We start from the raw sequence: 24,208 nt of genomic DNA, 5'->3' as shown, positions 1-24,208 counted from the left end.
CTGGGGAGCATGGCGGCGCTGGCCGCCCGACCTTGCACACTGACCGAGGGGTCGGCCTGGGCCGACCGAGGAGGTAGAGACAGATATGAACGTCATCAGCATTGCCAACCAGAAGGGTGGCTGCGGCAAGACCACCACCGCCATACAACTCTCCGCCTGCCTGGCCGAGGCTGGCCATCGGGTACTGCTGGTCGATCTCGATCCACAGGCGCATGCCACCCTGGGACTGGGCGCCGCCCGGGATGCCGGACAACCCGGGCTGGAGGCAGTCTTCGGCGGCGAATGCGAGATCGGTGCCACCCTGCTCACCCAGGAGGGCAGCGGCCTGGATCTGATTCCCGCCAGCATCTGGCTGGCCGGCCTCGAGGCCCAGCTCGCCAACGACCCGGAACGCGACCGCAAGCTGCTGACGGAATTGAGCAGGCTGCGCAGCCGCTATGATTTCGCCATCCTCGACTGCCCGCCGTCGCTTGGACTGCTGTCTGTCAATGCCCTGCGCGCCTCGGACCTGGTGCTGACACCGGTCGAGCCCAGCCTGTTCTCGCTGGATGGCATCGAACGCCTGCGCGAGACCCTGCAGATGATCACCGAGCGCTATCACATCGACATTCCGCAGCGGCTGCTGCCGGTGATGTTCGACCTCCGTACCCGCATGGGCCGGCAAATGATGGAGACGATCGAGCAGGAGATCGACACACCCCGCTGTGCCAGCCGCATCCGCCCCAGCGTCCGGGTGCGCGAGGCAGCCTATCTCGGCGTGCCGCTGACCCGGCTGGCGCCGCAGGCCCCGGTCACTGCCGACTACCGCGAACTGGCCACTGAGGTCGTCGAGCATTTCGGCCTGACGGAACGGCAGACCACCCGTGACAGCGAGCGCGAGATCACCCTGCGCTTCGAACAACTGGACGCGCACCGGTTGCAGATCGCCGGCGACTTCAACGACTGGCAGCCGGACGCCGGCGTCGAGACCGAACAGCGGGACGGCATCTGGATCAAGAAGCTGCGGGTGCGGCCCGGCGCCTATGAATATCGGGTCATCATCGATGGCGTCTGGCAGCAGGATCCGACCAATCCGGTGGAAATACCCAACGCGCTGGGCGGCAACAATTCGTTGCTGCGGGTCTGAGGGGGACGGCACTCGATGATGAATCCCGCATGGAAGCCCGCACGCCGGGAGACGTCCTCGCTGGGGCGCCTCGCCGACCAGTTACTGGGCGAGGCGCCCGAGACGGCCACCGGAACCGGAAAGGGCGACGATGGGCGCAGCCGACGCCTGCCGGTGCTGGTGGCGCTGGAACGGCAGCCGGACCGGACCGAGGTGCGCTATTTCCTCGATGCCCTCGCGCGACAGCTCGAACTGCACAACCAGGCCGCCGACGCGCGTCACGCCTGGACCCTCGAAAGCAGCCGGGAGACCACCAACCTGCCGCGCAATGCCTGGGGGCTGTTGCTGGTGGAGGCCAGCCTGCCCGGCATCCGCCACGCCTATGCCCGGATCAAGCACTGGCCGGAACGGCCCGAATCCCTGGGCGTGCTGATGGTCGGTGCCCGGGACCGTTTCGCCGCGCGACGCTGCTACCGGCGGCTGGCCGTGGGCACGCTGCGTTTCCTGGACCTGCCGCTGGCACATCTGGGCGAACTCCCCACCCCCGGCCCCGACTTCAGCCAGGCACTGGCCCGACTGGCCAGCCTGGTCCACAGCCAGCCGCAGGGTACCCGCCCACAGCGGCTGTTCCGCAAATCCGACCCGCAGTAGAGGATGCAGTGAGATGGAGATCCAACTGGCCGGCAATGTCACCCAGGAGGCCTTCCGTGACCTGATCATCGAACAGGTCCCCCGGCTGTGCGGCGAGGACGCGCGCATCGAAGCCCATCCCGAACTCGACAGCGATCACGCGCTGCTGGTGCGCTGCGGCGATCATGAACAGGTGCTGGTGGCCTTCGACTTGGAAGACCCGAACCGGGCCCTGCTGCAGGGCCTGGTGGCGCTGGACCAGATGGCCCACGCGAACGCCGATGCGGAGACCGGCGAGTCGGCGCTGCCGGACCTGATGGTGCTCAGCCCCGCGCCACCCGCCGGCAACAGCCTGCTGTCCCGGCTCCGCGGCTTCCAGTGGCGGCCCTGCAAGCTGCTGGACATCGATGGCCGGCTGGGCCTGCTGGTGGAGCCGCCGGCGGACATCCCCAGCGAGCCCGCCCGCCTGCGCCCCGCACCGCGCGACGAGGACGGCACCCCCCTGTCGCCCGAGGAATCCGCCTTCTTCGACCACCTGTAGACCCCGCCGTTACACGGCCTTCAGCGAGCGGTGTGGCCGGCCGATAAGCCGGTAACCGGCAGGACAGACGCCCGACCACCCATGCAGGCACTCTCCATCCAGGATCTCTCCATCGTGCTCGTCGAACCCTCGGGCGTGCAGGCACAGATCATCCGCGGCCACCTCGAGGGCGCGAAGGTGCGTGATGTGCAGTGCCACGGGAAGGGCGCCGATGCCCTGGAGCAGATGCGTCAGTTTCCGCCCGATCTGGTGATCAGCGCCATGTACCTGCCGGACATGACCGCATCCGATCTCATCCACGCCATGCGCCAGGACCCGGCACTCGCGGAAACCCCCTTCATGATGATCTCCAGCGAGACGGCCTTCTCGGAACTGGACCCCATCCGCCAGGCCGGCGTGGTAGCCATCCTGCCCAAGCCCTTCGAACCGGGTGACCTCAAGCGCGCCCTGGGGGCGACGCTGGAATTCGTCAATCCCGACAGTGCCGCGCTCGCCGATGTGGTGCTGGACGACCTGGTGACGCTGGTGGTCGATGACAGTCCGCTGGCACGCAAGCACATCGCTCGGGTGCTGCGCAATCTCGGCATCCACGACATCACCACCGCCGAGAACGGCCGCGAGGCGGTGGCCCTGATCGAGGAACGCTTCTTCGACCTGGTGGTCACCGACTACAACATGCCCGAGATGGACGGCGAGATGCTCACCCGCTACATCCGCGAACACAGCTCGCAGCGCGCCATCCCGGTACTGATGGTCACCAGCGAGGGCGACAGCAGCCGGCTGGCCGCGGTGCAGCAGGCCGGCATCTCGGGCATCTGCGACAAGCCCTTCGACCCTGTCACCGTCAAGCAGATGATCCGCAACATGCTCGCCTGACCCCCCGCAGTTCCCCGGCACGGATGCAGGCCGAAGACTGCGATCCGCGGTGCGCCGCCGCATCCGGTATCACCCGCGTTGCATGGTGATCGCAGTCCGCAGCGGGTATAAACGGGTTCCATGAACGATTCCCGCAGCCAGTGGGCCTGGGCCCTGTACGACTGGGCCAATTCGGCCTTCGCCACCACCGTCATGGCCGGCTTCTTCCCGCTGTTCTTCAAGCAGTACTGGAGTGCGGGCGTCGATCCCATCCTGTCGACCTTCCGCCTGGGCACGACCAATGCCCTCGCCAGCCTGGCGGTGGCCCTGTCCGCGCCGCTGCTCGGGGCGCTGGCCGACGGTCTCGGCCGGCGCAAGGCCTATCTGATCCGTTTTGCCGCCCTGGGCATCGCCTCGACCCTGGCCCTCTGGGGCATCGAGCAGGGCCAGTGGCAGCTCGCGGCACTGTGCTACGGGCTGGCGGTGCTCGGCTTCAGCGGCGCCAACCTGTTCTATGACGCCCTGCTCATCTCGGTCGCCCGCGAGGACCAGTTCGACGCCCTGTCGGCGCGCGGTTATGCCCTGGGCTATCTGGGCGGCGGCCTGCTGTTCGCCTTCAACGTCGCCATGACCCGGTGGCCAGAGGCCTTCGGTCTAGCCGACACCGCGGCCGCGGTGCGCCTGTCCTTTCTCAGCGTCGGCCTGTGGTGGGCCTTGTTCAGCCTGCCCCTGCTGTTCTGGGTAGCGGACACGCCACCCGTCCCCTGGCCCGTTCGCCCGAATCCGCTGCGCATGGCGCTGCGCCAGGTCCGTGAACGCCTGGCCAACCTGCGCGCACACCGGGACGCGGCCTGGTTCCTGCTCGCCTACTGGCTGTACATCGACGGCGTGGACACCATCGTGCGCATGGCCGTGGACTATGGCCTGTCCATCGGTCTCGCCGCACGGCATCTCATCATCGCCCTGCTGATCACTCAGTTCATCGGCTTTCCCGCAGCGCTGGTGTTCGGGCGGATCGGCCGGCGACTGGGGCCACGCCGCGGAATCTTCATCGCCCTCGGTGTCTACGTGGCCATCACCCTGTGGGCTGCGCGCATGAACAGCGCACTGGAGTTCTATCTGCTCGCCACCGGCGTGGGTCTGGTGCAGGGCGGCATCCAGGCGCTCAGCCGCTCCCTGTTCGCGCGCCTGGTGCCCGCCGGGGCGCAGGCCGAGTTCTTCGGCTTCTACAACCTGCTGGGCAAGTTCGCCGCGGTGTTCGGTCCCTTCCTGGTGGGCTGGGTGAGCTGGCTGAGCGGCGAACCGCGGCTGGGCCTGCTGTCGGTGCTGGTACTCTTCCTGGCCGGCGCGCTGCTGCTGCGGCGGGTCCCGGAGGCGCGGATTGCGGCGACTGGCGACCGGCGGTCATAATCCGGAGATGGGCCGATGCCGCCACCGGAACGTGCTACATCACCTTTGCCTGCTGTTGCTGCTGAGCTGCACACTGTCCGCGCTCGCGGACGACTTCGAGCGCGGCATGGCCGCACTGGACCACGGCGACCTCCAACGCGCCTTCGAACTCTGGAAGCCATTGGCCGAGGCTGGCCATCCGAATGCGCAGTTCGGCCTGGGAATCATGTACCACGAAGGCATCGTGGTACCCCGGGACTACGAGGAGGCCAACTACTGGTTCCTGCTCGCCGCCGAACAGGGCTTCGCGCCGGCGCAGTACAACCTGGGCAACGCCTACCGTCACGGCACCGGCGTCACGCCGGACCCGCGGCGCGCCATCTACTGGTGGGAACAGGCGGCCAAACAGGACTTCGGACCGGCGCTGTACAATCTGGCCACTACCTTCGCCCTGGGCGAGGGCATACCCCCTGATCGCACGCGCGCCCTGGACTTCTACCGGCGCGCGGCCGCCGCCGGTCACCCGGTGGCGCAGGCGATCGTCGAAGGCATTCAACCCATGCCCGGAGCGGAAGTCAGCCCCCCTGCCGGCGCCGGGGCTGCACGGGGCAAGCTGCCCGGCGCGCCCCCGGCCGAACATTGTGCGCATCGCCTCGCCGAATGGCCCGACGGCCATCTCGTTCAACTCATGGCCAGCCGCCGGCCGGAGTCGGCCAGCGCCTTCGTGCGTCGCCACCGGCTGCGCGACACCCTGCTCTGCAACCATCTCCGGCGCGGCCAGCCCTGGCACTTGCTGCTGCTGGGTCCCTTTCCCGACCGCGATGCCGCGACGCGCGCACTCCAAACCCTGCCCGCCGACGTGCGCCGTGGCGGGGCCTTTGTGCGGTCGGTGGCATCGATGCGTGCGCTGCTCGTCGGCCAGGGCCGGCCCGCGCCCTCACAGGCTCACTGACTCCACCGCCGGCCGCACATCGAACAGTTCCGATGCCGGCTTCGGCCTGCCCAGCGCATAGCCCTGGGCCTGGTCCACACCCAGCGCCTGCAACGCACCGACCAGCGCCTCGCTTTCGACGAACTCGGCGATGGTCTTCTTGCCCATGATGTGCCCGAGCCGGTTGATGGCCTCGACCATGGCGCGATCGATGGGATCGTTGAGCATGTCCCGAACGAAGCTCCCGTCGATCTTGAGATAGTCGACGGGCAAGGCCTTGAGATAGCCGAACGAGGACAGGCCACTGCCGAAGTCGTCCAGCGCAAAGCTGCAGCCCATATCGCGCAGGCGTTCGATCAGCGCGATGGCGGCCGACAGTTGCGAGATCACGGCTGTCTCGGTGATCTCGAAACAGATCCGCGACGGATCCACGCGGTGCCGCTCCAGCTGGGCGACGATGAAACCGGGCAGCTCGGGGTCGTTGATCGAGTTGCCCGACAGATTGACGGAAAAGTGGCAATCTGCGTGTTCATCGGTCCCGGTCAGCGCGGCCAGCAGCGCCAGCGCATTGGCCACCACCCAGCGATCGATGGCCGGCATCAGGTTGTAACGCTCGGCCGCGGGGATGAACACGCCCGGGGGCACCTCGCGGCCGTGCTCATCGATCATGCGCACCAGCACCTCGAAGTGCTCGATGCCACCGTGCCCTCCCCCACTGATGTCCACGATGGGCTGCAGGTGCAGGCGCAGGCGGTCCTCCTCCAGGGCCCGGCTGATGCCGGCCGCCCGCTGCAGTTCCTCGCTGCGGCGCACCAGTTCGGCATCGTCGGGCTGATACAGATGCCAGCGGCCTCTCCCCAGGTCCTTGGCCGCGTAGCAGGCGAGATCGGCCTGACGGAACAGCTCCTCGGCACTGACCGTCGCCGCATCGATCATCACCACCCCGATGCTGGCACCCGGCTCGAACAGGTGCTGTCCCCAGCGAAAGCGGAGACCCTTCACCGCGTCCAGCAGGCGCTGGGCTGTGGCCTGCGCCTGCGCTTCGTCCGCAACGTCCGCCAGCACGCCGAACTCGTCCCCGCCCAGCCGCGCCAGCAGGTCGCGATCCCCGAGCACGCCGCGCAGGACGGGCACCAGATTCTGCAGCAACTGGTCGCCGGCGACATGGCCGCAACTGTCGTTGATCATCTTGAACTGGTCGAGATCCAGATAGCACAGCGCCTTGCGTCCGCCTTCCCGGGCGATGTCCCGGATGGTCGCCTCCAGGCGAACCTCGAACCCCCGCCGATTGAGCAGACCGGTGAGCGGGTCGTGACGCGCCTGGTGGCTGATGTGCTCCATGAGCTGCTGCGTCTCGCTGACATCGTGCACCACGACCACGGCCCCGCTTACCTCGCCGTCCTCGCCATGCAGCGGCGCGGCCGACAGCCGCACCACGTGCCGATCCCGGTTCCGGTCGATCAGCACACGGTTGTGGCCTGCCGGAAGGGGGGCGTCCGTTTCCACCACCTGCCGCGCCGGATCGGTCACCGGCCGGCCACTGCGCTGGTCGAGCAGGGGCAACACCTCGGACAGCGGGCGGCCGGCCGCCTCGGTGACCGACCAGCCGCTGAGCGCCTCGGCCACCGGATTCATGTAACGGATCCGCCCCCCGCCGTCGGTGGTGATCACGCCGTCGGCAATGGCATGCAGGGTCGTCTCGGCCTGCTCCTTCTCGCGGCGCAGCTTGCGCCCGGTGTCGGCCAGTACCCGCGCATTGTGCTGCAAGCGCAGGAACAGGTAGGTGACATAGGCGACCAGCAACGCGGACAGAACATAGGACAGCATGCGATAACGCTCGGCCACCGCGGCCCGGCGCGCCTGCGCCTGTCCGACAAGCAAGGCAACCTGCTCCAGGCCCTGACCGATATCCGCCTCCATGACCGCATCCAGCTGCTCGAGCTGGCGGGGCATGCGCATCACCACCAGCTCGGCATGCTCGCGCAGGCGTGCCAGCCAGCTCCGGTAGGCTGCCGGCAGTCGCGCCGCATCCAGGGCCGCGACCGCTGCCACCGCGTCGCGCACCGCTGCCCGATTGCGTGGCGAGGGGTTGCGCAGCAATCTGAGAAGATCGGACGACAACCGTGCAATCGCCTGATCCAGTTCTCCGTCGCCGGCCTCGCTCAGGCGCTCGCTGGCCAGCAACAGGTACCTGATTGCGTTGCGCACCAGCGCATTCTCGCTCTTGAAGCGTTCGACCGCCGCCTGCTTGTCGGCATATTGCCGGCGCGCGGCATCGAACAGCGGCCGGGCATCGCCCGTGTCCAGCCGATCGAGGCGCTGTGCCACCGCCTGAAGTCCGAAATCGATGGCATCGAGCTCGCGATTGACCCCGTCATAGTCCCGCACCAGCCCGATGTAGAGTCCGAGCAGGTACTCGTGCAGGCTGGCCTCGGCCGCGGCCACATCGGATACCTCGCGGCGCAGACCCTCCGGTTCCACCGGATCCACCATGCGGCCGGCCAGATAGGTCCAGGCCAGGCCGGCGACCAGCAGGACCATGGCCAGCAGGTGGCGCGCGGCCCCCGCGGTCACGGGCGTGCCTCCGCCAGCGAACGCCCCTGGTACTCCCCGGTCAGGCTGTGCAGAAAGGCCTTGATGAGTCGCCGGTCCGCGGGCGGGATCTCGATGCCGAGCTGCACCTCGCCCATGACCCGGATGGCCTCGTCCAGCGCCGTCACCTCGCCGTCATGGAAATAGGGGGCGGTCACCGCCACGTTGCGCAGCGAGGGCACCCGGAACACGCCGCGGTCAGCCTCGTCGCCGGTGAGGGTGAAGCGCCCCTCGTCCATGGGCGTGGCATCCTGCTCGTGCGCCGGTTCGCGGAACACCCCGAACTTCTGGAACATGTTGCCGCCGACGTTCATTCCCTGGTGGCAGGCGATACAGCCGTAGGAGCGGAACAGCTCATAGCCGCGCAGCACCTCGGCATCCACGGCACGGGCATCGCCGCGCAGCCAGCGGTCGAAAGGCGCGTTCGGGGTCACCAGGGTGCGTTCGAAACTGGCGATGGCATCCAGCACCGATTCGCGGGTGATGCCCTGCGGATACGCCTTAGCGAAGGCACGGCGGTACTCGGGATCCTGGCGCAGTTTGGGCAGCAGTTCGGGCCAGTCGGTGGCCCCGTGGCGCGGATTGCGCAATGCGCCCTCGGCCTGCGCTTCCAGGGTCCGAAACTTGCCTCGCCAGGTGAGGCGGAAGTTGTAGCGGGCGTTGAACACCGTCGGCGTGTTGACGATGTCGGGTTCGCCGCTGTTGGTGATGCCCCGGGGCAGGCCATCATCGCCACCCCGGTCCAGATGGTGGCAGGTGGCGCAGGCGAGGCGGCCGTCACGGGACAGGCGCGGATCGTTGAACAGACGCTCGCCCAGCGCGACGCGGTCGGGATCCACATCCCCGATTTCGACGGGCAGGGGCCGAATGGGCTCGGCGTCATGGAGGCCGGCCATTGCCGGAAAGGCGATTGCGAGCGCAAGGCCCAGGGCCAGGGCGATGCCCGCGCAACCGTCACGCCCGCTGTCCGTGCGTGCGATCATGTGCCTGCACCTATCTTCGGGTCTCGCCGGCAGCGCGCGCGGCGCTCGCCGGTCCCCTTCCTCAGGCAAACCGCAAGCCCTTGCGAAATGAGGAATGACGTGTCAGCGGGTCGCAACACCGGGAGTCCATCGATCAACAGAGCATAGCCCGCCGGGCGGGGTCGTCAAGCAAGGCCATCGGCCAGCCGCCGGATAACTGAAAGGGTGTTTGCAGGATTCACGAAAGGGACCGGTCTACCCGGTCGTCCTGCCCGGACGCGGCATCGGGCGCGAATGATGCAGGGGGGGATTGCCCCCGGGGCGACCCGCCCCGGGGGTAAGCCCGCATATTGCACCAGGGCGGAAGCGTGCGGCGGGCGACTTGTTGTCCTGGCGGGCAATGAACCGGGTTTTTTGCCCATGGCCCGGAGTACAATGCGTGCCCGCCCGCTTCCTGCTGCAGCCCCTGGTGCAATATGCGGGTAAGGCCTACTTCGACTGGGAGACCATGTATTCCACGGCTGCCTTCAGATCGGCGTCCGAGCAGTCCATGCAGGCCCCCTTGGGCGGCATGGCGCGGATGCCCTCGATGGCATGCTTGACCAGGGTATCCATGCCCTGGGCAATGCGCGGCGCCCAGGCGGCCTTGTCGCCGATCTTGGGCGCACCGGCGGCACCGGTGCCGTGGCAGGCGAAGCACTTGGTCTGGACGATCTGCTGGCCATCGGCGGTTGCGGCCAGCGGCGCCGCCACCAGGGCAGCGGCAAAAAGTGCGGCAATCTTCTTCATTTAAACGAATCTCCGTGGTTCATGACGGCCCCGCAGGACCCTTACGGCGACGCCGGGACCGGGCCCGGATGCCGCCACCGAAAAATCACCCCCATTTCGGGTGGGTGCACTCTACCACGAAATCCGGCCAGCGGCTTGCGCTAGCCTTCACCCCGGCACATGCCCCGGAATCCGGACCCGCACCGCCCCGGGCATGAGATCCGCCACGGCCAAAAGCCTTGCCTGCAGCGCGCGGCGCCAGGCCGGAGAACCCGGCCGCCCGGGCAGCCCCCGCGCCCCGGGCCAGGCGGCCAGCAAAGGGGCGTCGTCCTGAGGATTGCGCCGGCCCCAGGCCAGGCCGACCAGACGCAGCCAGTCCCCCGCCGCCTCCGGATCGAACCCCTCGCCCTCGCCCGCCGAGCGCCGGAATTCCCGCAGCGCCTGCGCCAGCACCCGCTCGCCGGCGGGCGTCAGTGCCTGCGCCGCCAGCAGGCTGGTCCGGTCGGTGGCGGCGTGGGCGCGCCGGCCGAGGCGCAGCGGCTGCATGCGGGCCGCCTGCCAGAAGCGGACCAGGCCCTCGCTGGCCCCGAAGGCGACGCCGAACAGGTCCACGCCCTCGGCCGCCAGGGCGTCGCGGATGCCGGCGACCAGCCGCTGCCCCAGACCCCGGCGCTGGAGTTCGGGCAGCACCGCGATGCGCAGCACCCGCGCGCAGCGGAGGCGCGGCGCTTCGGCGACGCCCAGGTGCATGGCCAGCGACTGCGGCAGCAGATGGCCGCGCGCCCGACGCCGGCCCATGAACACGGCCTCGGCCAATGATTCGGGAAAGCCGCCCTCCTCCGCCACCAGCGCCACCGCCGGCACCCTACCCTGCCCGCGCAGTGCAAACACCCGCATGCCCGGGGCGTCCAGCAGCAGGCGCAGGTCGAAGGGCCGGGTACGGTAGTGCGCCAGCACCAGCAGACCGAACACCGGGTCGAGCAGGGCATCGTCGTCTGCCAGTCGCTCGCGATCGATCTCCGCCCACTCGACGTCGACGACAGCCGATGAGGAAACGCTCGCGGGCTCGGCATCCATCACCAGCAGGCGGTTGAGCAGCGGCTCCAGCGGGTCGTCCGCCGCCCAGCGCAGTGGCGTGTCGAGATGCAGATGACGCCAGCCGGGACGCCGGCGATCGAGTTCCGCGGAAAAGCGCAGCGCAAAGCCGCGGCCGCTGCCCTCGTAACCGTGTACCGTGGTGGCGAACACGCAGCGCGGGTAGCGCTCCAGAAGGGCGCGCAGCATCGGCACCGGAATGGCCGCGGCCTCGTCGATCAGCAGCAGATCGGCGCCCGGCCCTTCCCTGAGCAGGCGATCGGGTGCGCAGAAGGCCGCCTGCTCCGCCGCCACGGCCTCGCGCGCCAGCGCCGCATACAGGGCATCGGTTGCCGAACGACGGGGCGCGGTGACCCGCACCCGTATCTTCCCGGCCAGTGCCGCCGCGGCCAGTCCCAGCGCGGTGCTCTTGCCCCGGCCACGGTCCGCCGTCAGTACCAGGGCGCCCGCGGGGGTCTGTGCGAGCTGCGCCACGGCCTCGATGACCCCGCGCTGCGCCGGGGAGGGCCACTCGGGCGGGGCGGCATCCCCCGTTTCCGCCTTCGGCAGCACGGGCAAGGGGCGATCGCAATCGATCACCCGCACGCCGGCGGGCGCTGCGTCCAACAGCCGGGCGCAGCGCCGCAGGAAGCGCCGCGCGACGGCCGCCTGCGCCAATTCCGGTGTCGCCAGCCGTGCCGCGAAGGGATCATCGAACCGGTCCCACCGGGCGAGCGGTGGCGCCAGCAGCAGGCACACCCCGCCGCCGGCCAGGGCACCGGCCGCGGCTGCGAACAGGTCGGGATCGAAACCACGCCACAGATCGAACACCAGCCGTTCACGGGACTGTCCCAACAGGCGGCGGCCCCGCGCCAGCCCGTCGGCACCGGGCAACGCGGGCAGCCAGTCCGATTCCGGCAGCAGCGAACGCGCAAGCCCGTACACCGCCGCACGCTCGCCCGTCAGCAACAGCAGCTCTCGCCAACCACGCCGGCCCAGGTACCGCTGGAGTTCGCCCAGCCAGGCCCGCAAGGCGTCGGCGCGAATCGGACCTGCTGCTGTCGACGTATGGGGTTTCATGAACAACCGACCGGTTGGCGGTCCTTCATCATGGCACAGAAGGGCCTGCCGGGCATGACCGCCCGCCTGTTGCGGAAAGAAGCCGGTCGCGCCGCTCGGGGCAAAAGATGGTGGCTACGGGTGGATTCGAACCACCGACCCCATCATTATGAGTGATGTGCTCTAACCAGCTGAGCTACGTAGCCATTTTCGCTGCCGCCCGGCGGAATCCGGGCGACGGAAGAGGCGAGATTGTAGGGACTTGCCCGGCCGCTGTCCAGCCCGCGCGGGTTAACCCGCATATTGCACCAGGGCGGAAGCGGGCGGCGGGCAGCTTGTTGTCCTGGTGGGCAATGAACCGGGTTTTTTGCCCATGGCCCGGAGCACGATTGGTGCCCGCCCGCACCCTGCTGCGGCCCTGGCGGATTTTCGCTCGGCCTCGGGGGCGCTTCACTCAAGCCGTAGCGACGGCTACGGCTTTCGCTCCAGCGCCTCCCGAGCCCGGCTGCAAATCCGCCATCATCCGCAGCTCCTGGTGCAATATGCGGGTTAAACGTTGAAGCGGAAGTGCATGACGTCGCCGTCCTGGACGATGTACTCCTTGCCTTCCAGCCGCAGCCTGCCGGCCTCTCTCGCGCCCTGCTCGCCGCCGAAGGCAACGAAGTCCTCGTAGCTCACCACCTCGGCACGGATGAAGCCCTTCTGGAAGTCGGTATGGATGACGCCGGCGGCCTCGGGCGCCGTGGCGCCGACCCGGACCGTCCAGGCCCGGACCTCCTTTTCGCCGGCGGTGAAATAGGTCTGCAGCCCCAGCAGCCGGTAGGCAGCGCGGATGACCCGGTTCAGGCCGGGCTCCTCCAGCCCCAGCTCCTGCAGATAGGCATCCCGCTCCTCGTCATCGAGCTCGACCAGTTCCGCCTCGATGGCCGCGCACACGGGCACCACCTCGGCGTCCTCCCGCTCGGCCAGCGCGCGCACCGCATCCAGATGGGGATTGTTCTCGAAACCGTCCTCGGCAACGTTGGCGATGTACAGCGTCGGCTTGATGGTCAGCAGATGCAGGTCGTAGAGGTGGCCACGATCGTCCTCACCCAGCGCCATGGCGCGCACCGGCCGCCCCTGGTCCAGATGCTCGCGGGTGCGCTCGAGCACCGCCAGTTTCGCCCGCGCGTCCTTGTCACCGCTCTTGGCCACCTTGGCGACGCGATTGATGGCCCGCTCGACCGTATCCATGTCGGCCAGCGCCAGTTCGGTGTTGATGACCTCGATGTCGCTGACCGGATCGACCCGACCGGCGACATGGACGACATTCTCGTCCTCGAAACAGCGCACCACCTGGGCAATGGCATCGGTCTCGCGGATGTTGGCCAGGAACTTGTTGCCCAGCCCCTCGCCCCTGGAGGCGCCCGCGACCAGACCGGCGATGTCGACGAACTCCACCGTGGCGGGCAACACCCGCTGCGGCTTGACGATCTCCGCCAGCACCTCGAGCCGCGGATCGGGCACCGGCACCATGCCGACATTGGGCTCGATGGTGCAGAAGGGATAGTTCTCGGCCTGAATACCGGCCTTGGTCAGCGCGTTGAAGAGGGTCGACTTGCCCACGTTGGGCAGACCGACGATACCGCAGCGAATGCTCATGTTTCAGAAAGGTCCAGGATGCAAGATACAAGATACAAGCCGGACACCCACCGCCCGGCCATCAGGCCGCATGCAGGCTGTTCATGGCCCGCTCCAGATCGCCGGCCACCACATCCGGCACGATGTCCAGCGCCCGGTCGATGGCACGCCGGATCGCCGCGCGGTCGTCCGCCGAGGGCCGTTGCAATACGTAATCGACCACCTGGTCCCTGTGCCCGGGATGGCCGATGCCGATGCGCAGCCGCAGGAAGTCCTTCGAACCCAGCCGGGCTATGATATCGCGCAGGCCGTTGTGGCCCCCATGCCCGCCGCCGCGCTTGAGGCGCGCTACCCCCGGGTCCAGATCCAGCTCGTCATGCGCGACCAGAATGGCCTCGGGCGGTATGCGGTAGAACCGCGCCACTGCGGCAACCGACTCGCCACTGCGGTTCATGAAGGTGTCGGGCCGCAGCAGCCGGCAATCCTGCCCGGCGATGATGCAACGCCCCACCGCACCCTTGAAGCGCGACTCGGGCCGGAGTTCGCAGTGGTACCGGGCGACCAGCGCATCCAGAAGCCAGAACCCGGCGTTGTGCCGGGTTCCGTCGTACCTGGGACCGGGATTGCCCAGCCCCACGATGAGCTGCACGCTGGCCAAGGCGCAAGCCTGAACGGGCAACCCTACTCGGTCGCCTCGCCAGCCTCTTCGCCACCCTCGGCAGCCGTTTCCTCTTCCTCGCCACCCCCCTTCCTGGCGTGGATGGAAACCACCGGCTGGTTGACCTCGGCGAGCTCTTCTTCCGACATGCCTTCGGTGCCCAGCAGATCGACCAGCACCACGCCGTCGGGCAGGGCGATGTCGGTCAGGTGCACCACGTCGCCCACACCCAGCCCGGAAACGTCCACCTCGATGTACTCGGGCAGGGCCGTGGGGTCGCATTCCACATCGATGGCCGTGATGTGATGGGTAATCAGCCCACCTTCCTTCACGCCCGGCGCACGCTCCTCGCCGGTGAAGTGCAGCGGCACCTGCATGCGAATGGCCTGCCCCTTGACCACGCGCTGGAAGTCCGCATGCATGATGATCGGCTTGGCGGGATGACGCTGCAGGTCCTTGAGCACGGCATTCTCGGTCCTGTCGCCCAGCCTGATCTCGAGCACATGGGAGAAGAAGGCCTCGTGCTCCAGGGCATGGAACAGCTCGTTGTGACTCAGGGTGATCGGCTGCGGATCCTGGCCACCGCCATAGAGAATCGCCGGGACCTTGCCTTCACGACGCAGGCGGCGGCTCGCACCCTTTCCCTGGTCGGAACGCGGCTCGGCGTTCAGTTCGAAAGAAACACTCATGGTATTGCTCCGGTTGTTGCCGCGTCTCGCGGCAGGTTGCCAAACCCGCCCCCGCGACCAGGGGCAGGATGAAAAGACTAGTCCATGAACAGCGAACTCACCGACTCCTCGTCGCTGATGCGGCGAATGGTTTCGCCCAGCATCTCGGCTATCGACAACTGGCGGATGCGGTCACATTTCTGCGCATCCGGCTTCAGCGGAATGGTGTCGGTCACCACCAGCTCGTCGAGCCGGGATGTTTCTATGTTCTTCACGGCCGGCCCCGACAGCACCGGGTGGGTACAGTAGGCCACCACCCGCGCGGCACCATGCTCCTTGAGCGCGCCGGCCGCCTTGCACAGGGTGCCGGCGGTGTCCACCAGGTCATCGATCAGCACGCAATCGCGCCCCTCGACGTCACCGATGATATGCATCACCTGGGCCACGTTGGCGCGCGGTCGCCGCTTGTCGATGATGGCGAGATCGGCATCATCGAGCCGCTTGGCCAGCGCCCGGGCCCGGACCACGCCGCCCACGTCCGGTGACACCACCATCAGGTTCGGGTACTTCTGCCGCCAGATGTCGCCCAGCAGGATGGGCGACGCATAGACGTTGTCCACCGGAATGTCGAAGAACCCCTGGATCTGGTCCGCATGCAGGTCCACCGTCAGCACCCGGTCGGCACCCACCTTGCCGATCATGTCCGCCACCACCTTGGCCGTGATGGGCACGCGCGCCGAGCGCGGACGCCGGTCCTGGCGGGCATAGCCGAAATAGGGAATCACCGTGGTGATCCGCGCCGCCGAGGCTCGCCTCAGCGCGTCGACCATGACCAGCAGTTCCATCAGGTTGTCATTGGTCGGCTCGCAGGTCGGCTGCACCACGAACACATCGCGGCCGCGGACGTTCTCCATGATCTCGACCATGATTTCGCCGTCGCTGAACCGGCCCACCACCGCCTTGCCCAGCGGCAGACGGAGATGATTGACGATGTCCTGCGCCAACTGCGGGTTCGCATTGCCCGCAAACACCATCATCTGGCCGTTCTTGTCCGCCACCTGCATTCCTCGGCTGACTGATTGGGTTTGGCTGGGGCGCCAGGATTCGAACCTGGGAATGTCGGCACCAAAAGCCGATGCCTTACCGCTTGGCGACGCCCCAATAACTCGTCGTCCTTCCTCGCTACACGTGGCCATCCCGGCCGGCTGCCGCCGGCAGGGCCGTAGGTTGGGCAAAGGCGCGCAGCGCCGTGCCCAACAACCGTGCCTCGCTACGGACTCGCCAACACCTCATGGGCCGGCGAACGGTTGCACCCGCGGGCAACAAAACCCTGCCAGGGCGCCGGCAGTTCGGCCAGTGCCGCCCGCGCGGCCGCCTCGCCGGCAAAGGCGGCAAACACACAGGCGCCGGTTCCACTCATCCGGGCGGGCGCCCTTTCCGCCATCCAATCAATCAGTTGCCCGACCTCGGGAAAACGGCGGCGCACCAAGGCCTCGCAATCATTGCGGCCAACGCCCGGGCGAAAGGCGGATATTTTGATCGGGGGGGTGTTGCGTGTCAATTCCGGGTCGGAAAAAACCGCGGCCGTAGATACGCTTAGCGGCGGCCAGGCCACCAGGTACCAGGGCTCGGGCGGTTCGATGGGGGTGAGCCGTTCGCCGACCCCTTCGGCCCAGGCCGCGCGGCCGTGGACGAACACGGGCACGTCGGCGCCCAGTTCCAAGCCGATCCGGGCCAGAACCTCCATCGGCAGGTCCAGTCCCCACAGCCGGTTCAGCGCCAGCAGGGTGGTGGCGGCATCCGAACTGCCGCCCCCCAGCCCGCCACCGAGCGGCAACCGCTTGTCGAGCGCGATATCGACCCCAAGCCGGACCCCGGCGTGACGTTGCAGCGCACGGGCTGCGCGCAGCACCAGGTCCGTCCCGGGATCAACCCCGGGGACCTCATCGAGCCGCCGGAGGCAGGCATCGTCACGGCGACGGAAGTGCAGCAGGTCAGCGTAGTCCAGAAACTGGAAGGCGGTCTGCAACAGATGATAGCCATCGGCACGGCGCCCGAGGACATGCAGGAACAGGTTGATCTTGGCCGGCGCGGGAACGCTGAGCCGTTCAGGTGGCCTAGCCCGCATAGTGCACCAGGGGCTGCGGATGATGGCGGATTTGCAGCCGGGCTCGGGGAGGGCTGGCGCTCAAGCCGTAGCCGTCGCTACGGCTTGAGTGAAGCACCCCCGAGGCCGAGCGAAAATCCGCCAGGGCCGTAGCAGGATGCAGGCTAGACATCCCAGGCATCGATGACAAGTTTCAGTTTCATCCCCGGCCGGGTGAGCCGGATGCGGGTCGGCAGGCGATGACCTCCGACGTCGGCAAGGGCGCGGTAGTCGATGGTCCAGCCATCCTGCTCCAGCCGCGGCCAGGCCTCGCCCTCGAGCCAGCGATGGGGCCGGTCCGGCGCGGGCCGGCCGAGCAGCCAGTAGCGGAGGCCGCTCACCGGCAGCGCCACGCCGGTGGCCCCGGCAACCAGCGATTCGGCGGACTCCGCCTCGCGGACAGCGCCCTGGCCGTCGATCAGCCGTACCCGCCCCTGCACCTGCAGCAGCCGCAGCGCGCCCTGGCCGAAGGGCCCGCTGAGGGTCAGGGTCAGATCCTCGCCCTGCTGCCGCCATTCGAAACCGGCGTGCCAGCCTTCACCTTCGGCAAAGAGAGCGACCCGCCCCCGCGCCGTCCACACCAGCAGTTCCAGGGGCACAAACAGGGCGTCGCGGACAACCGGCGCCGGGGTACAGCCGGTCAGCAGCAGGACCAGCACCAAGGGTACTGCCAGTGGCCAGGCCCTCACTTCAGAAAGCGCTCCAGGGTCTTGCGCAACACGGGATTGTCCGCAGCCTGCGTCTCCCCCGCCTTCCAGATCCGCCGGGCTTCATCGCGCTTGCCGGATTGCCACAGCACTTCGCCCAGATGGGCGGCGATCTCGGGGTCCTTGCTCTTTTCCCAGGCCTTGCGCAGCCAGACCTCGGCCTCGTCGAGATTGCCCAGCCGGTACTGCACCCAGCCCATGCTGTCGATGATGGCCGGCTCGTCGGGCGCCAGCTCCAGCGCCCTGCGGATGTATTCCAGTGCTTCCTGCAACCGGCCGGTACGATCGGCCAGGGTATAGCCGAGCGCATTCCAGGCATGCGCGTTCCGGGGTTCGCGCTCGGTGATGGCGCGCAGGTCCTGCTCGGCCAGTGCGATCTTGCCCAGTTTCTCGGCCACCAGGGCGCGGGCATACTGGATATCGCTGTTGTTCGGCAGTTCCGCCAACACGGTGCTGTACATGTCAAAGGCCGCCTGGTACTCACCGGCCGCGACCAGCAGGGCACCCTCCGCGAGGTACAGCCGTACCGCGAGTTGGGGATTGCGCAGCCGCAGCTCGTGCAGCATGCGCCGCGCCGAGGACAGGTCGCCCATGCCGGCGCGCAGGCGCGCGCTGCGGACCCTGGCATCGAACAGGTAGTCGCCCTGCTGCACCCGGCCGTACCATTCGATCGCCGCCTTGGGGTCGTTCCGCAGCTCGGCAATGCGCCCGAGATAGTAGTAGGCCTCCTGCTCCCGCTGCCCAAGCGCCAGCAGCCGGCGGAAGTGACCCTCGGCGACACGGGGCTCCCCCTGATCCAGTGCCAGCAGCCCCAGCGAGTAGTGGGCATCGGCATTGTCGGGCTGCAGCTCGATGACCTTGCGGAACTGGGCACGGGCCCCGCTGATGTCGCGCTGTTCAAGCAGCACCCGGGCATAGGTCACCCGCAACTCGACACGATCGGGCGTGTGCTCGATCGCCTGGGCCAGCTCCCGGGCCGCCTCATCCGGCTGACCGAGCTTGATACGCACCTGGGCACGCTGGACCAGCGCCTGCACCCAGCCGGGCCGCAGCCGCAGGGCCTGTTCGACCTCGGCCAGCGCCCGTTGCGGATCACCTGCATGCAGCGCCAGGCGCGAATAGGCGAGATGTGCCTCGGGCAGATCCGGATAGCGCTCCGCCAGCCGCGCCATCAGCGCCAGTGCCGCACCGCGGTCCTGGTCCCGCGCCAGCAGGGCCGTGATGGACTGGAAGGCCCGCGCGCCGCCGAGCCGGGTGACCAGGATCTCGAACTGTTCGAAGGCCTCGTCCTGGATGCCGGCGCGCAGGGCAAGGATGCCCAGCGTCTGCCGGGCATCGACATTGTCGGGCGCCAGCTCCACCCAGCGACGTGCCGCCGCCAGTGCGGCCTCCTCGTTCTTGGCGTACAGGGCGACGCGCAGGGCGCGCTCGGCGATGCGCGCATCGTCCGCCTCGGCGGCGGCGGCAAGATAGTGCTGCACGGCCACATCGAGCTGCTGGCGCTGGCCAGCCATCTCGCCCAGCAACAGGTTGAACAGCAGCTCGCTGTCCAGTTCAGACCCCGCCGCGCTGCCCGCGGGCAGCGCCGCCGACGACGCTTCGGGGGCAACCGGGCCAGGGGCCGGCTCGGCCTCGGGCCGGGGTTGCAGGCGTGCGCAACCGCCCAGTGCCAGGGCAACGAGCAGAATCAGGGCATGTCTCATCACGTGGCGGAAGGACCGGCAACGGGGCCGGCAGGACCTCTTGTCTGAGTGGATATCCAGGCCGCAGTTTAACGGATGACCGGCGGCTTGACATCCGAATCCCCTGCTGGCGCCCGCTTGTAATCGCCCCATCCATCGCTCAGAATTTCCGGTTCCTTCCAGTCAGACCGGCCCCCATGTCCCTGATCGCCCTCGGCATCAACCACCGCACTGCGCCCGTCGAGGTGCGTGAGCAGCTCGCCTTTCCGCCGGACAGGCTGCCCGACGCCCTGCACTCGCTGAACGCGGTGCCGGAGGTCTGCGAGGCCGCCATCCTCTCCACCTGCAACCGCACCGAACTCTATTGCCGGCTGGAGGGGGACGACAGCGCCACACTGGTCGATTGGCTGGGGGCGCAGCACAGCCTGCCGTTGAACCGGCTGCGACCCTGTCTGTACCAGCACCGCGACCGCGAGGCCGTGCGCCACATGCTGCGGGTGGCCTCGGGCCTCGACTCCATGGTGCTCGGAGAACCCCAGATCCTCGGCCAGATGAAGGAGGCCTACCAGCGGGCACGCGAGGCCGGCACCCTCTCCAGCCTGCTCAATCGCCTGTTCCAGCATGCCTTCACCGTCGCCAAGCGGGTGCGCACCGACACCGCCATCGGCGCCAGCCCGGTCTCGGTGGCGTTCGCCGCCGTGTCCCTGGCCCGGCAGATCTTCGGGGATCTGGGTGAACAGACCGCGCTGCTGATCGGTGCCGGCGAGACCATCGAGCTGACCGCGCGTCACCTGCACGAACAGGGGCTGGAGCGCATGATCATTGCCAATCGAACGGTGGAGCGCGCCCACAGCCTGGCCGCCGAGTTCAACGGCTACGCCATCGCACTGGACGACATCGACACCCATCTCGCCGAGGCCGACATTCTGGTTGCCTCCACCGCCGCGCCCGAGCCGTTGCTGTTCCGCCCGGCCGTGGAACAGGCACTGAAGCGCCGCAAGCACCGGCCCATGTTCATGGTGGATATCGCGGTGCCGCGCGACATCGATGCCGCGGTCGGCGAACTGGAGGATGTCTACCTTTATACCGTGGACGATCTGCGCGAGGTCATCGACGAGGGCCTGCGCTCCCGCCAGGAGGCCGCGCAGCAGGCCGAGGAGATCATCGACGTGCAGACCGCCCACTTCGAAGGCTGGCTGCGCTCGCTGGATGCGGTATCCACCATCCGCGCCTATCGGCAGCGCGCGGAACGGGAACGCGATCAGCTTCTGGAAAAGGCCCGTCAGCAACTCGCCCAGGGCCGTGATCCGCAGCAGGTGGTGGAATTCCTGGCCAACACCCTCACCAACAAGCTGATCCATGCACCCAGTGCGGCCCTGCGCGAGGCCGCCTACGACGGCCGCGCGGAACTCATCGAAACCGCCCGGCAGCTGCTGGGCATGGATACCGATCCATCCTGAATCCGCCGCGGCGCTGCACCATGAAGCCTTCCATCCAGGCCAAGCTCGATACCCTGCTCGACCGTTTCGAGGAAGTGGGCGCGTTGCTGTCCGATCCGGACGTGATCGCCGACCAGGAACGCTTCCGCGCCCTCTCGGTGGAATACAGCCAGCTGGAGCCGGTGAGCCGCTGCTACCGGGCGTGGCGCGAGGCCGGGGAGGCCCTGGCCCAGGCCCAGGCCATGCAGGCCGACCCGGACCCGGAGATGCGCGCACTGGCCACGGACGAAGCCCGGGCAGCGGCCGAGCGACGCGAGGCGTTGGCGCAGGAACTGCAGACCCTGCTGCTTCCCCGGGATCCGCACGACGACAGCAACATCTTCCTGGAAATCCGTGCCGGCACCGGCGGCGACGAGGCCGCACTGTTCGCTGGCGACCTGTTCCGCATGTACGCCCGCTATGCCGAACGCCGTGGCTGGCAGGTCGAGGTGCTCGGCGAGAGCCCCGGCGAACACGGGGGCTACAAGGAGATCATCGCCCGCATCGTTGGCCGGGGAGCCTACTCCCGACTGAAGTTCGAGTCCGGCGCCCATCGGGTGCAGCGGGTGCCCGAGACCGAATCCCAGGGCCGTATCCACACCTCGGCGGCGACCGTCGCCGTGCTGCCCGAGATCCCTGAATCCGAGGCCGTGGACATCAATCCGGCCGACCTCAAGGTCGACACCTTCCGCGCATCGGGCGCCGGCGGGCAGCACGTCAACAAAACCGACTCGGCGGTGCGCATCACCCACCTGCCCTCCGGCATCGTGGTGGAATGCCAGGACGAACGCTCCCAGCACAAGAACCGTGCGCGCGCGCTGGCACTGCTGGCCGCCCGGCTGGAGGCCGCTGAACGCGAACGACGCGCCTCGGAACAGGCACAGACCCGACGCAACCTGGTCGGCTCCGGTGACCGTTCCGAGCGCATCCGCACTTACAATTTCCCCCAGGGCCGGGTCACCGACCATCGCATCAACCTGACCCTGTACAAGCTCGACGAGATCATGGAAGGCAACCTGGACCTGATCATCGAGCCGCTGATCGCCGAGGACCAGGCCGACCGCCTCGCGGCGCTGCAGGAATGACTGGCATGACATGCAGCGATCCAGGATTGAACGCCTCCTTGTCCCCGACAGGCACGCCATGCGGCAGACGCTTCGCGAGGTCCTGAGACTGGCCGCGGCCCGGCTCGAGGGCCGCAGCGACAGCCCTGGCCTGGATGCGGAGATCCTGCTCGCACACGTGCTCGGCAGACCCCGCAGCCATCTCCATGCCTGGCCGGAGGCCGAACTGGACGAGGCCGCCGCGCTGCGCTTCTCGGCGCTGATCGAACACCGCGCGGCGGGCAAACCGGTGGCGCACCTGGTCGGGCAACGCGAGTTCTGGTCGCTGCCGTTGGAGGTGACGCCCGATACCCTGATCCCGCGGCCGGAAACCGAACTGCTGGTGGAAGCCCTGCTGGAACGGCTGCCGGCCGGACAGCCGGCACACATCCTGGACCTGGGCACCGGCAGCGGCGCCATCGCCCTGGCGGTACGCCACGAACGCCCGCTCTGGACGGTGACCGCCGTGGAACGCGCCCCGGCCGCGCTGGCGGTTGCCCGCCGCAATGCCAGGCGGCTTGGACTGACAATCGACTGGCGCGAGGGCAACTGGTTCGTACCCGTCAGCGGCGAGCGCTTCACCGCCATCGTTTCCAACCCACCCTACGTCGCCGAGGCCGATCCGCACCTGGACCAGGGCGACGTGCGCCATGAACCGCGCGCCGCCCTTGCCGCCGGACCCGAGGGCCTCGACGACCTCGAACACATCATCAGTGGCGCACCCGCCCATCTCGAGCCCGGTGGCTGGCTGCTGCTCGAGCATGGCATGGACCAGGCCGAGGCGGTCGCCAGCCTGTTGAAATCCCGGGGATTCGAGGAAATCCGGTGCCTCCGCGACCTCGCCGGCCTGGACCGGGTCAGTCTCGGCCGGATGGGCCGCCCGGGGGAATAACCCTGCATTCCGGACTTGAATAAACGGGCCGCGGGTCTAGGATAGAGGCATGAACGAGGAAAACCCGTCCACCCTGAAGCATCGCGAGATCCTGTTCCGCGGCCCGCATGCCGAGGGCGACCAGGCGCAGAAAGCGGCACTGGTGCTGAGCTGCGTCGAGGGCGTGGTGCGGGTGCGGCCCGAGGGACCGGATCAATTGCACGTGACCTACGACGTCAGCCGCATCGGTCTGCAGATCATCGAAGGGCTGCTGGAGGAACTGGGCTTCCATCTGGACAACAACCTGCTCAACAAGCTCAAGCGTGCCCTCTACTACTACTGCGAGGATGCGGAGCGGGCGCAGCTCGACTGCGGGCGCGGCCGCGGCAACTGCACCCAGGCCATCTTCATCGAACAGTACCGGCAGCGCCCGCATGGCTGCCGCGACGAACGGCCGGAGCACTGGCGCCGCTATCTCTGATGGGCCGCGCGGCCAGGGTGCGGTATAGTCGGCCACTGCTGGTCACCGCCGCTTTCCCTCCCCATGAACGACGAACAACTGCTGCGCTACAGCCGCCAGATCATGCTGCCCGCCTTTGGCGTGGAGGGTCAGCACCGCTTGCTCGACAGCCGCGTGCTCATCGTCGGGGCGGGCGGTTTGGGGTCGCCTGCCGCGCTCTATCTCGCCGCGGCCGGCGTCGGGCGGCTGGTGATCGCCGATGACGACCGCGTGGACCTGTCCAACCTCCAGCGCCAGATCCTGCACGGCCAGGCCGACATCGGCCGGCCCAAGGTCGAGTCCGCCGCCGCCAGCCTGGCCCGCATCAATCCCGACACCCGGGTAGAGGCCCTGCAGACACGGCTCGCGGGCGAGGCACTGGCCGAACAGGTGGCCGCCGCCGACCTGGTGATCGATGCCAGCGACAACTTCGACACCCGCTTCTCCATCAATGCCGCCTGTGTTGACGCAGGCAGGCCGCTGGTCTCCGGCGCGGCCATTCGCAACGAGGGCCAGCTCACCGTGTTCCTGCCCGGCACCCCCGACAGCCCCTGCTACCGCTGCCTGTACCGGGACGGCAGCGAGGCGGAACAGACCTGCGCGGAAAACGGCGTACTGGCCCCGGTGGTGGGCGTGATCGGCAGCCTGCAGGCGCTGGAGGCCATCAAGGTGCTGACCGGGATCGGCGACCCCCTGTGCGGCCGGCTGCTCATCTTCGACGGGGATGCGCTGGAATTCCGGACCCTGCGGCTGAGGCCGGATCCCGGCTGCGATGTGTGCGGCCCCACGGGGTCGGCCGCCACGCCATAGGGTGCGGCAGCACAACACCCGACGCCTCGCGCACTTCAGCCAGCCGTAGCCTGCGCCTCA

22 protein-coding genes and 2 tRNA genes are annotated in these 24,208 nt (G+C 68.4%); 11 read left to right on the top strand and 13 right to left on the bottom strand.

Annotated features, from left to right (window positions below; translation table 11 throughout):
• Nucleotides 1-85: 85 nt before the first annotated feature.
• The 6 genes from MVF76_RS04015 (at nucleotide 86) to MVF76_RS03990 (ending at nucleotide 5,472) form a co-directional block, all read left to right on the top strand.
• Complete coding sequence (locus MVF76_RS04015; RefSeq protein WP_297527505.1) at nucleotides 86-1,126, top strand: AAA family ATPase; 1,041 nt, start codon at nucleotides 86-88, stop codon at nucleotides 1,124-1,126.
• A gap of 15 nt (nucleotides 1,127-1,141) precedes the next feature.
• The gene (locus tag MVF76_RS04010; RefSeq protein WP_297527504.1) at nucleotides 1,142-1,756 is read left to right on the top strand and encodes a hypothetical protein; all 615 of its coding nucleotides are present in this window, start codon (nucleotides 1,142-1,144) and stop codon (nucleotides 1,754-1,756) included.
• A 13-nt stretch (nucleotides 1,757-1,769) separates the two neighbouring features.
• The gene (locus MVF76_RS04005) at nucleotides 1,770-2,276 is read left to right on the top strand and encodes a hypothetical protein (protein ID WP_297527503.1); all 507 of its coding nucleotides are present in this window, start codon (nucleotides 1,770-1,772) and stop codon (nucleotides 2,274-2,276) included.
• Nucleotides 2,277-2,357: 81 nt separating this feature from the next.
• On the top strand, nucleotides 2,358-3,152 hold the full coding sequence (locus MVF76_RS04000) for a response regulator (protein ID WP_297527502.1): 795 nt from the start codon (nucleotides 2,358-2,360) through the stop codon (nucleotides 3,150-3,152).
• A 120-nt stretch (nucleotides 3,153-3,272) separates the two neighbouring features.
• Complete coding sequence (locus MVF76_RS03995; RefSeq protein WP_297527501.1) at nucleotides 3,273-4,541, top strand: MFS transporter; 1,269 nt, start codon at nucleotides 3,273-3,275, stop codon at nucleotides 4,539-4,541.
• A 31-nt stretch (nucleotides 4,542-4,572) separates the two neighbouring features.
• Complete coding sequence (locus tag MVF76_RS03990) at nucleotides 4,573-5,472, top strand: SPOR domain-containing protein (RefSeq protein ID WP_297527500.1); 900 nt, start codon at nucleotides 4,573-4,575, stop codon at nucleotides 5,470-5,472.
• Here the strand turns inward: MVF76_RS03990 and MVF76_RS03985 are convergent.
• From MVF76_RS03985 to MVF76_RS03925, 13 genes are all read right to left on the bottom strand, one after another.
• A complete protein-coding gene (locus tag MVF76_RS03985) occupies nucleotides 5,458-8,025 on the bottom strand; it encodes an EAL domain-containing protein (RefSeq protein WP_297527499.1) in 2,568 nt (855 codons plus the stop codon). The genes MVF76_RS03990 and MVF76_RS03985 overlap by 15 nt on opposite strands.
• Entirely contained in the window at nucleotides 8,022-9,026 is a 1,005-nt protein-coding gene (locus MVF76_RS03980) for a cytochrome-c peroxidase (protein WP_297527498.1), read from the bottom strand. The genes MVF76_RS03985 and MVF76_RS03980 overlap by 4 nt, the downstream gene beginning before the upstream one ends.
• A gap of 468 nt (nucleotides 9,027-9,494) precedes the next feature.
• Nucleotides 9,495-9,794, bottom strand: a complete 300-nt coding sequence (locus MVF76_RS03975; protein WP_297527497.1) for a c-type cytochrome — start codon at nucleotides 9,792-9,794, stop codon at nucleotides 9,495-9,497.
• A gap of 147 nt (nucleotides 9,795-9,941) precedes the next feature.
• Nucleotides 9,942-11,927: a GNAT family N-acetyltransferase gene (locus tag MVF76_RS03970; protein WP_297527496.1), complete on the bottom strand. Its 1,986-nt coding sequence runs from the start codon at nucleotides 11,925-11,927 to the stop codon at nucleotides 9,942-9,944.
• A gap of 108 nt (nucleotides 11,928-12,035) precedes the next feature.
• Nucleotides 12,036-12,112: transfer RNA gene (locus MVF76_RS03965), tRNA-Met, on the bottom strand.
• 343 nt (nucleotides 12,113-12,455) lie between these two features.
• Nucleotides 12,456-13,547: a redox-regulated ATPase YchF gene (ychF, locus tag MVF76_RS03960; protein WP_297527495.1), complete on the bottom strand. Its 1,092-nt coding sequence runs from the start codon at nucleotides 13,545-13,547 to the stop codon at nucleotides 12,456-12,458.
• Between the two features lie 61 nt (nucleotides 13,548-13,608).
• Complete coding sequence (pth, locus tag MVF76_RS03955; RefSeq protein ID WP_297527494.1) at nucleotides 13,609-14,184, bottom strand: aminoacyl-tRNA hydrolase; 576 nt, start codon at nucleotides 14,182-14,184, stop codon at nucleotides 13,609-13,611.
• Between the two features lie 23 nt (nucleotides 14,185-14,207).
• The gene (locus tag MVF76_RS03950; RefSeq protein ID WP_297527493.1) at nucleotides 14,208-14,873 is read right to left on the bottom strand and encodes a 50S ribosomal protein L25/general stress protein Ctc; all 666 of its coding nucleotides are present in this window, start codon (nucleotides 14,871-14,873) and stop codon (nucleotides 14,208-14,210) included.
• Nucleotides 14,874-14,950: 77 nt separating this feature from the next.
• On the bottom strand, nucleotides 14,951-15,889 hold the full coding sequence (locus MVF76_RS03945; RefSeq protein WP_317622926.1) for a ribose-phosphate diphosphokinase: 939 nt from the start codon (nucleotides 15,887-15,889) through the stop codon (nucleotides 14,951-14,953).
• A gap of 49 nt (nucleotides 15,890-15,938) precedes the next feature.
• Nucleotides 15,939-16,013 (bottom strand) — tRNA-Gln (locus MVF76_RS03940).
• A 109-nt stretch (nucleotides 16,014-16,122) separates the two neighbouring features.
• Entirely contained in the window at nucleotides 16,123-16,980 is an 858-nt protein-coding gene (gene ispE / locus MVF76_RS03935; RefSeq protein WP_297527491.1) for a 4-(cytidine 5'-diphospho)-2-C-methyl-D-erythritol kinase, read from the bottom strand.
• A gap of 143 nt (nucleotides 16,981-17,123) precedes the next feature.
• A complete protein-coding gene (gene lolB, locus MVF76_RS03930) occupies nucleotides 17,124-17,687 on the bottom strand; it encodes a lipoprotein insertase outer membrane protein LolB (RefSeq protein WP_297527490.1) in 564 nt (187 codons plus the stop codon).
• Complete coding sequence (locus MVF76_RS03925) at nucleotides 17,684-19,408, bottom strand: tetratricopeptide repeat protein (RefSeq protein ID WP_297527489.1); 1,725 nt, start codon at nucleotides 19,406-19,408, stop codon at nucleotides 17,684-17,686. The genes lolB and MVF76_RS03925 overlap by 4 nt, the downstream gene beginning before the upstream one ends.
• 176 nt (nucleotides 19,409-19,584) lie before the next feature.
• On the opposite strand from MVF76_RS03925, the gene hemA reads away from it, so the two are divergent.
• The 5 genes from hemA (at nucleotide 19,585) to MVF76_RS03900 (ending at nucleotide 24,148) form a co-directional block, all read left to right on the top strand.
• Nucleotides 19,585-20,847 carry a glutamyl-tRNA reductase gene (hemA, locus tag MVF76_RS03920; RefSeq protein ID WP_297527488.1) on the top strand — a complete coding sequence of 421 codons (1,263 nt, stop codon included), beginning with the start codon at nucleotides 19,585-19,587 and terminating at the stop codon, nucleotides 20,845-20,847.
• A gap of 20 nt (nucleotides 20,848-20,867) precedes the next feature.
• On the top strand, nucleotides 20,868-21,950 hold the full coding sequence (gene prfA, locus MVF76_RS03915) for a peptide chain release factor 1 (protein ID WP_297527487.1): 1,083 nt from the start codon (nucleotides 20,868-20,870) through the stop codon (nucleotides 21,948-21,950).
• 58 nt (nucleotides 21,951-22,008) lie between these two features.
• Nucleotides 22,009-22,860, top strand: coding sequence for a peptide chain release factor N(5)-glutamine methyltransferase (gene prmC, locus MVF76_RS03910; RefSeq protein ID WP_297527486.1), 852 nt, complete (start codon nucleotides 22,009-22,011; stop codon nucleotides 22,858-22,860).
• 49 nt (nucleotides 22,861-22,909) lie between these two features.
• Nucleotides 22,910-23,320 (top strand): hypothetical protein, encoded by a 411-nt coding sequence (locus tag MVF76_RS03905; protein ID WP_297527485.1) that lies wholly within the window; start codon nucleotides 22,910-22,912, stop codon nucleotides 23,318-23,320.
• A 63-nt stretch (nucleotides 23,321-23,383) separates the two neighbouring features.
• Nucleotides 23,384-24,148, top strand: a complete 765-nt coding sequence (locus MVF76_RS03900; RefSeq protein WP_297527484.1) for a HesA/MoeB/ThiF family protein — start codon at nucleotides 23,384-23,386, stop codon at nucleotides 24,146-24,148.
• The last annotated feature ends 60 nt before the right edge of the window (nucleotides 24,149-24,208 follow it).

The sequence above is a fragment of the Thiohalobacter sp. genome (assembly GCF_027000115.1).
GTDB lineage: Bacteria > Pseudomonadota > Gammaproteobacteria > Thiohalobacterales > Thiohalobacteraceae > JALTON01.
The sequence above is the reverse complement of the archived record's forward strand: the minus strand, read 5'-3'. Positions and strand labels throughout refer to the sequence as shown.

What these genes read in the sequence shown, in the direction of transcription:
- MVF76_RS04015 (WP_297527505.1), top strand. Translation starts at nt 86, where the DNA reads ATGAACGTCATCAGCATTGCCAACCAGAAGGGTGGCTGCGGCAAGACC.
- MVF76_RS04010 (WP_297527504.1), top strand. Translation starts at nt 1,142, where the DNA reads ATGATGAATCCCGCATGGAAGCCCGCACGCCGGGAGACGTCCTCGCTG.
- MVF76_RS04005 (WP_297527503.1), top strand. Translation starts at nt 1,770, where the DNA reads ATGGAGATCCAACTGGCCGGCAATGTCACCCAGGAGGCCTTCCGTGAC.
- MVF76_RS04000 (WP_297527502.1), top strand. Translation starts at nt 2,358, where the DNA reads ATGCAGGCACTCTCCATCCAGGATCTCTCCATCGTGCTCGTCGAACCC.
- MVF76_RS03995 (WP_297527501.1), top strand. Translation starts at nt 3,273, where the DNA reads ATGAACGATTCCCGCAGCCAGTGGGCCTGGGCCCTGTACGACTGGGCC.
- MVF76_RS03980 (WP_297527498.1), bottom strand. Translation starts at nt 9,026, where the DNA reads ATGATCGCACGCACGGACAGCGGGCGTGACGGTTGCGCGGGCATCGCC.
- MVF76_RS03975 (WP_297527497.1), bottom strand. Translation starts at nt 9,794, where the DNA reads ATGAAGAAGATTGCCGCACTTTTTGCCGCTGCCCTGGTGGCGGCGCCG.
- MVF76_RS03970 (WP_297527496.1), bottom strand. Translation starts at nt 11,927, where the DNA reads ATGAAACCCCATACGTCGACAGCAGCAGGTCCGATTCGCGCCGACGCC.
- ychF (WP_297527495.1), bottom strand. Translation starts at nt 13,547, where the DNA reads ATGAGCATTCGCTGCGGTATCGTCGGTCTGCCCAACGTGGGCAAGTCG.
- MVF76_RS03950 (WP_297527493.1), bottom strand. Translation starts at nt 14,873, where the DNA reads ATGAGTGTTTCTTTCGAACTGAACGCCGAGCCGCGTTCCGACCAGGGA.
- MVF76_RS03945 (WP_317622926.1), bottom strand. Translation starts at nt 15,889, where the DNA reads ATGATGGTGTTTGCGGGCAATGCGAACCCGCAGTTGGCGCAGGACATC.
- ispE (WP_297527491.1), bottom strand. Translation starts at nt 16,980, where the DNA reads ATGCGGGCTAGGCCACCTGAACGGCTCAGCGTTCCCGCGCCGGCCAAG.
- MVF76_RS03925 (WP_297527489.1), bottom strand. Translation starts at nt 19,408, where the DNA reads ATGAGACATGCCCTGATTCTGCTCGTTGCCCTGGCACTGGGCGGTTGC.
- hemA (WP_297527488.1), top strand. Translation starts at nt 19,585, where the DNA reads ATGTCCCTGATCGCCCTCGGCATCAACCACCGCACTGCGCCCGTCGAG.
- prfA (WP_297527487.1), top strand. Translation starts at nt 20,868, where the DNA reads ATGAAGCCTTCCATCCAGGCCAAGCTCGATACCCTGCTCGACCGTTTC.
- prmC (WP_297527486.1), top strand. Translation starts at nt 22,009, where the DNA reads ATGCGGCAGACGCTTCGCGAGGTCCTGAGACTGGCCGCGGCCCGGCTC.
- MVF76_RS03905 (WP_297527485.1), top strand. Translation starts at nt 22,910, where the DNA reads ATGAACGAGGAAAACCCGTCCACCCTGAAGCATCGCGAGATCCTGTTC.
- MVF76_RS03900 (WP_297527484.1), top strand. Translation starts at nt 23,384, where the DNA reads ATGAACGACGAACAACTGCTGCGCTACAGCCGCCAGATCATGCTGCCC.